This is a genomic window from Sphingomonas sp. (genome assembly GCF_042095875.1).
Classification (GTDB): domain Bacteria; phylum Pseudomonadota; class Alphaproteobacteria; order Sphingomonadales; family Sphingomonadaceae; genus Sphingomonas.
Genome location: NZ_JBELMJ010000062.1, coordinates 1 through 11,512, shown reverse-complemented (window position 1 = coordinate 11,512; position 11,512 = coordinate 1). Strand labels below are relative to the sequence as shown.

The following is an 11,512-nucleotide window of genomic DNA, read 5'->3' as shown; positions in this document are numbered from 1 at the left end:
TCGACGTGCGGGATCACGTCGCGCGGCAGGTCGGCCATGCCGTCGCGGTAACCGTTGAACGCGTACGCCGCCCATTGGGTTGAGGGCGAGAAGTTGAACTCGACGTAATGCTCCTCGTCGTCGAACATCAGGAACAGCTCGAAACAGGTCGTCCGCCACAGCCCGTCGGTGCGCGCCGGGCTGGTCCGTTCGGGCCACACCACTCCTTGCGCACCGTCCACCACGTAGGTCAGCAACGCATCGCCGCCGTCGGTAATGCACAGGTCGACTGTCACTCCGCGTAGGCCGAGCGGCGGATGATCGGGGTGCGGCACGAGCGAATAGCGCATCATTCCCGCACTCTATGAAAAGTCTGCGCGAATCGCTATGTCCGCGCACTCTCATGGCAACGCAACTCCCCTCACCGCCCCGCGTGGGCATGGTGTCGCTCGGCTGTCCCAAGAACCTGGTCGACAGCGAGCGTATCCTGACTCAGCTCCGCGCCGACGGTTACCAGATGAGCGCCGACTACGCGGGCGCGGACGTCGTGCTGGTCAACACCTGCGGCTTCCTCGACTCCGCCAAGGAAGAGAGCCTGGAGGCGATCGGCGAAGCGTTGGCGGAGAACGGCCGCGTCATCGTCACCGGCTGCATGGGCAAGGAAGCCGAGGCGATCCGGACCCGCTTCCCCAGCGTCCTCGCGATCACCGGCGCGCACGAGTATGAGCAGGTGGTGGAGGCGGTCCACGCCGCCGCACCCGCTTCGATCGGTCCCTACGTCGACCTGATCCCCGACGCGGGGCTCAAGCTCACGCCGCGCCACTACAGCTACCTGAAGATCTCGGAAGGCTGCAACCACCGTTGCTCTTTCTGCATCATCCCGTCCTTGCGCGGCGACCTCGTCAGCCGCCGCCCCGACGCGATCCTGCGCGAGGCGGAGAAGCTGGTGGCGGCGGGCACGCGCGAGCTGCTGGTGATCAGCCAGGACACCAGCGCCTACGGCATCGACATCCGCCGCGAGCCGCGCACCTGGAAGGGTCGCGAGGTCGTGCCGCACATGACCGACCTCGCGCGCGAACTCGGGCAGATCGCGCCCTGGGTCCGGCTGCACTACGTCTATCCCTACCCGCACGTCGATCAGGTCATTCCGCTGATGGCAGAGGGGCTGGTGCTTCCTTACCTCGACATTCCGTTCCAGCATGCCGCCCCGTCGGTGCTGCGGCGGATGAAGCGGCCCGCGAACGATGCCAAGGTGCTCGACCGCATCCGCGGCTGGCGCGAGATCTGCCCCGACATCGCGATCCGCTCGACCTTCGTCGTCGGTTTCCCCGGCGAGACCGAGGCCGATTTCGCATATCTGCTAGACTGGCTCGACGAGGCGCAGCTCGACCGCGTCGGCGCGTTCCGCTTCGAACCCGTAGAAGGCGCCAGCGCAAATCTGCTGCCCGACCACGTGCCCGCGGAGGTCAAGGAAGAGCGCTACGCCCGCGTGATGGAGAAGACCGCCGCGATCTCCGCGGCCAAGCTCCAGCGCAAGGTCGGTCGCACGCTCGACGTCATCATCGACGCGGTCGACGCCGAGAGCGGCGGCGCGACGGGTCGCTCCTACGCCGACGCGCCAGAGATCGACGGCGAGGTCCAGCTGCGCGACGCAGGCCATCTCACGCTCGGTGACATCGTGCCGGTCACGATCGAGGACGCCGACGACCACGATCTCTACGGCGTCCCCGCCTGACGCGAGGGGAGGCGCCGGACGGTTCGGCGCCTCACCCCTGATGCCGTCATGCTGAACTCGTTTCAGCATCTATCCGGCGGCAAAACACCTCACCTCGAGCAGGCGCGATTGCCGACTAAGCCCCGAACTCCGGCCCCTCCGGATCGGGCCAGAAATCCGGCTCGCTCCTGTCCGACTCGTCAGCATCCCTGGCCACCGGCAGCGTCGGCGCACCTCCACCGACCCGCACGCGCAGATACCCCGCGCCGCCCACCAGCCCCTGATAGATCGCGACCACCTCGTCCCCCGCCCTGATCCGCGCGCCGATCCACGGCGCGCGCTCCGCACTCAGGTAACCGACCTGCAACCCGTTCGGGCTGAATACCGCCACGGCGTGCGGGTCGACCGGGTTGCGCGGCTCGGGCACCAGCGTCATCGGCGCGCCGGGCAACAGCAGCATCAGCTCGGATCGCCGGTTGGACCGCGCGCGGTCGTTGTTGGGAAAGTCGATCCCGACGATCGCCAGCGTCAGCTCCTTCATGGGCGAACGGCGATGCGGGACATACGCAGACGCTCCAGTTGGTAGCGGAGGAGGGACTTGAACCCCCGACCCCAGGATTATGATTCCCGTGCTCTAACCAGCTGAGCTACTCCGCCATGAAGCGACCGGAGCGTCTGCGAGGCGCGGGCTATAGCAGCCGCGGAAACGCCGTCAAGCGCTGAACTTGTGCACCGACAATTGCTCCCACGGCCCCCCGCGGTACCACCATGCCGCGAGCCCCGCGACGCGCACCGTCCGCGGGCTGAAGCCCGCCTGCAGCGCGGCCAGCGTCTTCTTTGCCTCGCCCGGCTCGACCTTGTTCTGGATCGTCACGTGTGGCCGCCAGCCGGCCTGATCCTGCGGCGTCAGCAATCCGGTGAACGCGTCCGCCAGCCGCGCGCGCAGCGAGACCAGATCGGGACTTTCGATCCGGTAGGCGACGCCGCGCCCCAGATTAATCAAGCCGCCGACGCGCGCGGCGGGCGCCGCCACCCCGCGCGTTTCCTCGCTCAACCGCCGCTTGACCTCGGCGGCGACGCTCGGCGGCAAGTGATGGAACATCGTCAGATGCGCGTCGAGCTGGTTGCGCTCGGGCGGGAAATATTCGCGCCGCTGCGCGTCGAACCACGCCTGATCGGACGGAGCGAAAATCGTGGTAACGATGATCGGCGCGTTCAGGCTCGCACCCTGTTCGCCGCCGCCGCTCATATCTCGATCTGGCTACCCAGCTCGACGACGCGGTTGGTCGGCAGGCGGAAGAACTCCATCGCGCTCTCCGCGTTGCGCAGCATCCAGGCGAACAGCTTCTCGCGCCAGATCGCCATGCCGGGCCGCTCCGACGCGAGCAGCGTCTGGCGCGACAGGAAGAAGCTCGTCTCCATCATGCGGAACTCCGCCCCGCACCCGTCGAAGCTCTTGAGGTGCGCGGGCACGTCAGGCTCCTCCATGAAGCCGTAGCGCAGGACGACGCGGTGGAACCCCTGCCCCAGGTCCTCGTGGAGGAAGCGGTCCTCTTCCGGGAAGAACGGGATGTTGGTCACGCGCACGGTCAGCAGGATCACGCGCTCGTGCAGCACGCGGTTGTGCTTCAGATTGTGGAGCAGCGCCGGCGGCACGCCCTCGGGCGTCGAGGTCATGAATACCGCGGTTCCCGACACGCGCGTCGCGGAATTGGCGGCGGAGTCGATGAAGATCTTGATCGGCATCGCCGCCTCGCGCATCCGCTCCAGCATCAGCTTGCGGCCCGTCGACCAGGTGGTCAGCAGCAGGAACACGATGCTCGCGATCATCAGCGGGAACCAGCCGCCATCGGGCACCTTGGTCAGGTTGGACGCGAAGTACAGCCCGTCGATCGTCAGGAACGCCGCCTCGAACGCGATCACCGCGTAGATCGGCCAATGCCACACGCGCCGGATCAGCACGCCGACCATGCAGGTCGAGATGAACATCGTCCCCGTCACCGCGATGCCGTACGCCGCGGCGAGGTTGGACGACTCACCGAAGCCGAAGATCAGCAGCAGCACCATCACCAGCAGCGCCCAATTGGCGCTCGGGATATAGATCTGCCCGGCTTCCGACGCGCTGGTATGCTCGATGCGGATACGCGGCATCAGGCCGAGCTGCACCGCCTGCTGCACCACCGAATAGGCGCCGGTAATGACCGCCTGGCTCGCGATCACGGTCGCCATGGTCGACAGGATGACGAGCGGCAGGCGCAAATTCTCCGGTGCCATCAGGAAGAACGGGTTCTCCGCCGCGGTCGGCGTCGACAGCAGCAGCGCGCCCTGCCCCAGGTAGTTGAGCATCAGCGCCGGAAACACGAACACCAGCCACGCCCAGGAGATCGGCAGCCGGCCGAAATGCCCCATGTCGGCGTAGAGCGCCTCCGCGCCCGTCACGCATAGCACCACCGATCCGAGCGCCAGGAACGCCAGTTGCCCATCGGTGGCGGCGAACCGCACCGCCCAGATCGGGTTGAGCGCCCACAAGATGTCGGGCCGCGCGGCGATATGGGTCAGCCCCAGCACCGCGAGCACGACGAAATAGACCAGCATGATCGGCCCGAACAACCGCCCAACCTTCGCGGTCCCGATCGATTGCATGTAGAATAATGCGATGATGATCGTCACCGCGATCGGCAGCACGAACGCGTCGAACCCCTGCTCCACGGTCGCCAGCCCCTCCACCGCCGACAGCACCGAGATCGCGGGGGTGATCATGCAATCGCCGAAGAACAGCGCGGTCGCCAGCACGCCCAGCATGACGAGGCTGGTGCCCCAACGCTTGCCCGACTGCGAGCGCCGCTGGATCAGCGCCAGCAGCGCCAGGCTGCCGCCCTCGCCGTTATTGTCCGCGCGCAGGATCATCAGCACGTACTTGACCGTGACGATCGAGATCAGCGACCAGAACATCAGGCTGACGACGCCGAAGATGTGGAGCTGGTCGACCGCGAGCGGATGGTGCCCGACGAACACCTCCTTCATCGCGTACAGCGGGCTGGTGCCGATGTCGCCGTAGACGACGCCGATCGCGCCGACCGCCAGCTTCAGCAGGCCGTCGCGCGCGTGGTGCTGGTGCCCACCCGCCCCGGCGCGCGCCGCAGGATCCTCGGTGTTCACGCCTGCGCCGTTCTAACCGAGGTTACGGCCACGTCCGTTATCGTCCCCATTGTGCCGCCGCGCCTAGCACTCTCCCCCCGCCCCCGCAACGCGGAACAGGATGCGAACACCACGCGTTCGGGCGGGCGAAAGGATTATCCCATGAGCGACACCAACCCCAAGTCCGAACCATTCAGCAACGCCGAGAAGGACCCCGACGACTGGACCACCGGCGACGAGCCGATGACCGGCGCGCAGGCGAGCTACCTGAAGACGCTGAGCGAGGAAGCGCACGAGGAGTTCGATGACACGCTGAGCAAGGCCGACGCGTCGAAGAAGATCGACGAACTCCAGGCCAAGACCGGTCGCGGCCAGTAACTTCCGACGCTGGCGACCGATCGCTCGGTCGTCAGCGCACCGCGCCGACCGCGAGCAGGCGTTCGAGCAGGGTCAACCGTAGCCCGATCTCCTGCCGGTACGACGTCCCTTGCGGCGACAGCGCGAACGCGCGTCGCCAATAGGCGCGCGCGGTGGCGAAATCACCCGCGCGTACGTAGGCCAACCCGGCGTAGAAGGGCGGGGCGGGATGCTCGGGTGCCAGTTGCGCCGCGCGGCGGAACGCGAGCAGCGCAGGCGGCTGCACCTGCCCGGTCTCTCCGGTCAGCGTCGTACCGAGCCAGGTCCAGGCGATGAAGCTGTTGGGCAGCTTGCGGACCGCACCCAGCATCACCGCCGCCGCCGCGCGCGGATCGCCGCTGCGCACCATCGCGTCCGACGCGATCAGGTAGGCGGCGTCCTGCGTGTAGCTACCGAGCAGGCTCGCGCGCAGCGCGATCATCTCGGGCTCGATCGGCGCCGCGTCGATCCGCGGCATCGCCGCCGCACTCGCGAGCAGCGGTCGCCCCTGCCACGCGTAGCCCGCCGCCCCCAGGAACAGCGCCGCGCCGAGCAGCGACCAAAGCGGTCGCGCGACGCGCAGCGCGACCAGCGCCGCGAACGCCGCCCCACCCAGCAGCGCGAGCGTCAGATAACCCATCGCGCGCTCCGCACCGCAGCGCTGACGCGGCTCATCGCTCCAGCGTCCTCGTCTCGTGCATCCGCCCCTTCATCTCGGGCGGCATGTATTTCTCGTCGTGCTTGGCGAGCAGGTTGGTTGCGGTGAAGGAGCCGTCCGGGTTGAAATGCCCCTCCGCGACCACGCCCGAGTTCTCCCGGAACAGGTCGGGCGCGATGCCCGTGAAGCGCACCGGCGTCGTCGCCTTGCCGTCGGTGACGCGAAAGTCGATCGACACGCCGTCCACCGCGCGCCGGATCGAGTCGTTCGCGACCATCCCGCCGAGCCGCACCGCCTTGTCCGGCGCCGGCAGCGCCCCCGCGACGTCGGACGGCGCGTAGAAGAACGCCGCCTGGTCCTTCAATCCCGACAGCGCCAGCACCGCCGCGACTGCGATCGCCAGCACGCCCGCCCCGGCGAGCGCCATCCGCTGGTTCTTCGCTGTCACTTCTCGGCGCGCCGCATCGCGAGGTAGCTGACGAGCGACAGCGCCGCCGCGCCGCCCAGCGTCACGCAATAGGCGGCGATCACGAACGGCCACGCGTTCACGCCGCCGCCTTTCGCCGCATCCGCGCCTCGGCCTTCGCAGTCGCCAACAGCGCGCGCATCCGCATCAGCACAATTGCGGCGAAGAGCAAAGTGAACCCGACCAGCGTGATCGGCAGCGGCCACAGGATCGACCGGTCGATCGTCGACTGCGTCAACCCGATGCTCGGCCCCTGGTGCAGCGTGTTCCACCAAACCACCGAGTAGCGGATGATCGGCAGCAGCACCGACCCCGCGATCCCGTACAACGCCGGGATCTCGCCCGCTCCGCCGCGCTCACGGTCGGCGCGCGACAGCGCCATGTAGCCGAGATAGACGAACAACAGCAGCAGCATCGACGTCAGCCGCCCGTCCCACTGCCAGTAGGTCCCCCAGGTCGGCCGCCCCCAGATCGCGCCCGTCACCAGGCAAATCGCCGCGAACACCGCGCCGGGCAGCGCGATCGCCCGCGCGGCGATCGCCGCCAGCGAATGCCGCCAGACGAGGAACGCGATGCTCGACAGCGCGATGCCGCTCCATCCGCCCATGCCCAGCCACGCCGCCGGCACGTGCAGGTAGATGATCCGCACGCTCTCGCCCTGCAGGTAATCGGGCGGCGTCTGCGTCAAACCGGCCCAGGCGCCGAACGCGATGAACGCGGCACCGACCCAGAACAGCACCGGCGTCAGCGGCCGCGCGATCCTGAGGAAACGCGCCGGATTGGCGAAGGCGTGGAGCGCGGGCACGACGATACCGTTAGATCAGCCGCACGCGCGCGTCACGCTCGAGGAACGTCGACGCGAACGCGGCTCAGCGCCCGATCAGGTGGCGCGCCATGCGGTCCGCCACCTCGGCCGCGGGATCACCCGTCGCCTCGCTCTCGTCCCACACCTGGTGCAGCCGCTCGGGGATGCGCGAAATCCGCGCCATCACCTCGGCCTCGTCGCCGTGGCCGAGATACTCGAGTCCGACGTTGATGATGCCGCCAGCGTTGATGACGTAATCGGGCGCGTAAGTGATTCCCGCGTCGTGCAACCGCTCGCCTTCGGCCGCGGTGGCGAGCTGGTTGTTCGCGCCGCCCGCGACGATCTTCGCCTTCAACCGCCCGATCGACTCGCTCGTCAGGATTGCGCCCAGCGCGTTTGGGCTGACAATGTCGGCGTCGGCGAACAGGATCTCGTCCGCCGGCGCGGTCGTGGCGCCCAGCTCGGTCGCCATCCGCTCGGCGCGCGCGGTGTCCACGTCGGCGAGCGTCAGCACCGCGCCATCCTTGGCCAGCAGCTTCGCCAGTCCGCCGCCGACCGAGCCGACGCCCTGGATCGCGACGCGCACGCCGCGCATGTCGTCGGTGCCCAGCCCGCGCTTGGCCGCCGCCTTGACGCCCAGGTACACGCCGTGCGCGGTGTACGGGCCCGGGTCACCGCCCGCCGCCCCTTCGGCGACCGGCAGGCCTGAGACATACTTGGTCTCGCCCGCGATCACCTTCATCCGCGCCTCGGACATGCCGACGTCCTCGGCCGTGACGTAGCGCCCGCCGAGCGACTCGACCTTCTGCCCGAACGCGCGCAGCTGCGCCTCGCTGATGACCGCGCCCGGCTCGCCCGCTAGGATCACGCCCTTGCCGCCGCCAAGTTCGAGACCCGCCATCGCATTCTTGTAGCTCATGCCGCGCGACAGCCGCAGCGCGTCGGTGATCGCGCCCGCGCCGCTCGCGTAATGCCAGAACCGCGCGCCGCCCGCTGCGGGTCCGAGCGCGGTGGAGTGGATCGCGATCACGGCTTTCAGGCCGGAGGCGGGATCGGTGAACAGGTGGACGCCCTCGTGGTCGTCGAAATCAGGGAAGCCCCAGTTCGCCATGTCTCTCCAGCCGGATAGATTAATGGGGCGACCGACGGGACTTGAACCCGCAACTTCCGGCATCACAAGCCGGCGCTCTAACCAATTGAACTACGGTCGCCGCGAAGGCCCGCGCATTAGTCGCGCGCGCAACCATCCGTCAACCGGCAAAGTGCGCGCGGGCGGGTTCCCGGCGGCCCGCTCACCCCGCTTCGCGCGCGTTCAGAACCGCCCCTCGATCGCCAGCATCCGTGCCGCGCCGTTGGCCACGAAACCGGCGGTGTCGAGCCGCGTCGCCACCGCGGGATCGCTCGGCACCAGCGTCAGCTCCGCGCGGTACCGCCCGTCGGCCCACAGCCTGAGCGCCGCACCCTCGGTGCCCGCCGCGCTCACCAACGGCAGCAGCAGCGCGCCACCGTCGCACCGCGCCGTGCCGCTGACCGCTCCCGGCAGCGTCGCGCCTAGGAACGTCCCCGCGATCTCCGCGCGCACCCGGCCCTCCGCCGCCTCGCATGCGCCATCGACGAAGCGCACGCTCACCTCGTCCAGGTTGAGCGCGGCGACCGGCAGCGGCGCGAACGCGCTGCCCGGCTCGATCGGCCCGGTCGCACCGATCACGCCCGCGCGGTTGCGCGACAGCTCGACCGTGCCCGACAGCGCCTGCGCGCCGCCGCTGCGGCTCTCCAACGCGACCCGCGCCCGCCCGATCAGCAGCGCCAGCGGCGACACCCGCGCGTCCAGGTCGCCCAGCGCCAGGTCGCCGAAACGCGCCTCGCTCAACCGCCCCGACCATACGCTGCCGCGTACCTGCCGTGCGGCAAACCCTTGATCGTCCAGCCCCGCCCAGCCGAGCACCAGCCTGAGCGGCAGCAGCGCGAGCATCGCCAGCGCGAACATCGCCAGGAACAATGTCCGCCTGTTAGTGCTCAACCGTATCCGCATCACGCAGTCCTGGCCTTCAGCGTCATCTGCGCGCTCACCGTGCCGTCGCCGTTGCCGCGCACGCTCAACCCGTCGACCAGCACGCCGTCATTCTCCAGCGCGGAGATCCACGCCATCAGCGCGCCCGCCTTGGCGGTTGCGATCGACGCGCGCACGCGGTCGTTCGCTTCCGGCTCCAGCGTCGCCAGCGCGAACCCCGCCGCCTCGGCGCGCGCGCGCACCTCGTCGGCGAGCGGCAATTGCACCGGGCGCGGTTGCCGCCGCTGGATCGCCTTGACCGCGGCCAACTCGCGCTCCGCCTCGCCCACGCGCACTACTGCGTCGGCGTAACGCTCGCGCGTCGACGACAGGCCGTTCTGCACCGGACGGATCACCAAGCCCCACACGATCGTCACCGCCAGCATTCCCAGCATCACCAGGATCAGCCGCCGCTCGCGCAAGGACCGCCCCGCGAACCATGCCCGCACCTCGTTCATGCGCCGTGCTCCAGCATCTTGCGTCGCATCACGGCGCCACCGTCAGGTCGCCCGACAGACGCCCGCCGGCCTGCTGGAACACGCTGCTCGTCACGGTGAAGCCCGCGCGCTCCAGCTGCGTCTTGACCGTGTTCGCCTGCCCCTCGCCCGCGACCGACAACGACACGCGCAGCGCGCCGCTCGGCTGGAAATCGAGCGCGGTCACCTCGCTGTCGGGCACAGCCTGCACGATCTGGTACACCGCCGCGGCCGTGCGGCTGAACCCCGTACCCGGTCCGCGCAGCCGCGACAAACGCTCGCCCAGCATCCGGCCCGCGTCGCCCTCGCCGCTCCCGCGCGGCAAGCCCTGCCGCGCCACTGTCTCGGCGCGCGCTTCCAGCGTGTCCGCGCCGAACGAGTAGCGCGCGATCCGCACAAGATCGATCGCCAGCGTGGCGAGCAGGATCATCGCCACCAGCAGCCCCAGCCGCCTGACCAGTGCCCAGTCGATCGACCGCCGCGTCCGCCGCGCGAACCGCCCCTGCCTGAGATCGAGCGGCCACGCGCGCGCGGCCATCGCCGCCGCGCGCCACACCTCGTCGCGCGCCAGCACCACCGGCTCGTCCTCGCCCGTGATCAGCTCGGTCAGCCGCGCCTCGTCCGCGAACCCGGCCGAACGCCCGCGCACCACCGCCTGCCCGCCCACGTCGGCGCGCAGCCAGCCTTCGTCCGGCTCTGGCAGCAGCAACGGCGCAGGCAGCATCGCGACCGGATCGACACCGCGCGCGTTCATCTCGGCGAGCCACGCCGCCATCCGCTCGGGCGCGACGACCGCGACCGCACGCTCCTCGCCCTCCGCCCCCGCGCGCACCTCTCCGACTGCCACGTGCAGGTCGGCAGGGGTCGCGGTCGCGTCGCTCACCACGATCCGCGCCGCCGCCGCCGCCTGCGCCGCCGACCGCGCCGGTATCGCCGCCCAGTGGAGCGTCACCGCGTCGGCGGGCGCGACCGCGATCACGGGCACGCTCGCGTCCGCCTCGGCGGGAGGCATTCCCTCGCCCTCGTCGTGCGCGCCCGCGTCGTCCGGATCGTCGCGGAACCGCCACCAGCGCCATGGCTGGTCCGCCGCAGGGGGCACGAAGAGAAGCGTCGCGGCGATCATGATACGTTGCCCCATTGCCGCGCAACGAGCCGCGCGGGAAGGGCCCGCGCGTCGATCAATCCTTGTTCGTGCAATTCCGCGCCGTTCGCCACCACGTCGATCGTCAGCGCGAACCACCCGGTCTTCACGCCCGTCTGCCCCTTCGCATCCATCGCCGGCGTGCCAGCACCGCTCAGCGACAGCGCGTTCCACACCGGATCGGTCGATCCGTACCCCTGCTCGGGCCGCCTGAGCAGCACGCTGCGCGCCGCCTCCACTCCGCCGCCCGTCTCGATCAGCATCGCCAGCAGCGGCGCCTGCTCGGGCAGCAGCGTGTTGACGTTGATCGTCGCGCGCTCGACCGTTGGCAGCGTGCACAGCCACGGCCGCAGCAGCTGGTACTGCTCCGCCGTCACCCCCAAAACCGCACGCAATTCGCTGACGTCTACCATCAGCGTGCCCGCCGTGCGATAACCGCGATACGCGCCGTCCTCCGCCCCGCCCGGCAGCGCCGCGTCGTCCGAGTCGATGAAGTCCGCCGTCGCCGCCGGGATCGCGTCGCCGCTCGGCACGCGCAGTAACCGGATCAATCGCTGAAATTGCTGCACCGTCTGCTGATTCGCCGCGTAGGTGCCGTCGTCGGCGCGCACCACCAGGCTGTTAAGGTTGAAGCAATTGCCGCCGTCGCGCACCCGCGCGGTCGCGACCCCGCCGGGGATCGGCAGCCC

At 69.7% G+C, this 11,512-nt stretch carries 13 protein-coding genes, 2 tRNA genes and 1 pseudogene; 2 read left to right on the top strand and 14 right to left on the bottom strand.

The window, feature by feature from the left end:
• Positions 1-332 (bottom strand): annotated as a pseudogene (locus ACFDS6_RS15470) (hypothetical protein); the annotation flags it as partial.
• A 50-nt stretch (positions 333-382) separates the two neighbouring features.
• Here ACFDS6_RS15470 and rimO point away from each other — a divergent pair.
• A complete protein-coding gene (rimO, locus tag ACFDS6_RS15465; RefSeq protein WP_375273004.1) occupies positions 383-1,714 on the top strand; it encodes a 30S ribosomal protein S12 methylthiotransferase RimO in 1,332 nt (443 codons plus the stop codon).
• Between the two features lie 115 nt (positions 1,715-1,829).
• Here rimO and ACFDS6_RS15460 read toward each other — a convergent pair whose 3' ends face one another.
• From ACFDS6_RS15460 to ACFDS6_RS15445, 4 genes are all read right to left on the bottom strand, one after another.
• Entirely contained in the window at positions 1,830-2,234 is a 405-nt protein-coding gene (locus ACFDS6_RS15460; protein WP_375273002.1) for an HIRAN domain-containing protein, read from the bottom strand.
• A gap of 39 nt (positions 2,235-2,273) precedes the next feature.
• A tRNA-Met gene (locus ACFDS6_RS15455) sits at positions 2,274-2,350 on the bottom strand.
• Between the two features lie 55 nt (positions 2,351-2,405).
• Positions 2,406-2,942: a 2'-5' RNA ligase family protein gene (locus ACFDS6_RS15450; RefSeq protein WP_375273001.1), complete on the bottom strand. Its 537-nt coding sequence runs from the start codon at positions 2,940-2,942 to the stop codon at positions 2,406-2,408.
• Positions 2,939-4,852, bottom strand: coding sequence for a potassium transporter Kup (locus tag ACFDS6_RS15445; RefSeq protein WP_375273000.1), 1,914 nt, complete (start codon positions 4,850-4,852; stop codon positions 2,939-2,941). The genes ACFDS6_RS15450 and ACFDS6_RS15445 overlap by 4 nt, the downstream gene beginning before the upstream one ends.
• A 141-nt stretch (positions 4,853-4,993) precedes the next feature.
• Here ACFDS6_RS15445 and ACFDS6_RS15440 point away from each other — a divergent pair, with 141 nt between their 5' ends.
• Positions 4,994-5,209 carry a DUF3072 domain-containing protein gene (locus tag ACFDS6_RS15440; protein WP_375272999.1) on the top strand — a complete coding sequence of 72 codons (216 nt, stop codon included), beginning with the start codon at positions 4,994-4,996 and terminating at the stop codon, positions 5,207-5,209.
• A 31-nt stretch (positions 5,210-5,240) separates the two neighbouring features.
• Here ACFDS6_RS15440 and ACFDS6_RS15435 read toward each other — a convergent pair whose 3' ends face one another.
• The 9 genes from ACFDS6_RS15435 to gspK form a co-directional block, all read right to left on the bottom strand.
• Complete coding sequence (locus ACFDS6_RS15435; RefSeq protein WP_375272998.1) at positions 5,241-5,867, bottom strand: tetratricopeptide repeat protein; 627 nt, start codon at positions 5,865-5,867, stop codon at positions 5,241-5,243.
• A gap of 31 nt (positions 5,868-5,898) precedes the next feature.
• Positions 5,899-6,333 carry a cytochrome c maturation protein CcmE gene (gene ccmE / locus ACFDS6_RS15430; RefSeq protein ID WP_375272997.1) on the bottom strand — a complete coding sequence of 145 codons (435 nt, stop codon included), beginning with the start codon at positions 6,331-6,333 and terminating at the stop codon, positions 5,899-5,901.
• Positions 6,334-6,430: 97 nt separating this feature from the next.
• Positions 6,431-7,156 (bottom strand): heme ABC transporter permease CcmC, encoded by a 726-nt coding sequence (gene ccmC, locus ACFDS6_RS15425; RefSeq protein WP_375272996.1) that lies wholly within the window; start codon positions 7,154-7,156, stop codon positions 6,431-6,433.
• Between the two features lie 64 nt (positions 7,157-7,220).
• The gene (locus ACFDS6_RS15420) at positions 7,221-8,267 is read right to left on the bottom strand and encodes a Leu/Phe/Val dehydrogenase (protein ID WP_375272995.1); all 1,047 of its coding nucleotides are present in this window, start codon (positions 8,265-8,267) and stop codon (positions 7,221-7,223) included.
• 23 nt (positions 8,268-8,290) lie between these two features.
• A tRNA-His gene (locus tag ACFDS6_RS15415) sits at positions 8,291-8,367 on the bottom strand.
• Positions 8,368-8,468: 101 nt separating this feature from the next.
• A complete protein-coding gene (gene gspN / locus ACFDS6_RS15410) occupies positions 8,469-9,176 on the bottom strand; it encodes a type II secretion system protein N (protein ID WP_375272994.1) in 708 nt (235 codons plus the stop codon).
• A gap of 11 nt (positions 9,177-9,187) precedes the next feature.
• Positions 9,188-9,664, bottom strand: a complete 477-nt coding sequence (gene gspM / locus ACFDS6_RS15405) for a type II secretion system protein GspM (protein WP_375272993.1) — start codon at positions 9,662-9,664, stop codon at positions 9,188-9,190.
• Between the two features lie 28 nt (positions 9,665-9,692).
• Positions 9,693-10,805, bottom strand: a complete 1,113-nt coding sequence (gene gspL, locus ACFDS6_RS15400; RefSeq protein ID WP_375272992.1) for a type II secretion system protein GspL — start codon at positions 10,803-10,805, stop codon at positions 9,693-9,695.
• A partial coding sequence (gspK, locus tag ACFDS6_RS15395; RefSeq protein ID WP_375272991.1) for a type II secretion system minor pseudopilin GspK occupies positions 10,802-11,512 on the bottom strand: 711 nt, incomplete at its 5' end. The genes gspL and gspK, both read right to left, overlap by 4 nt.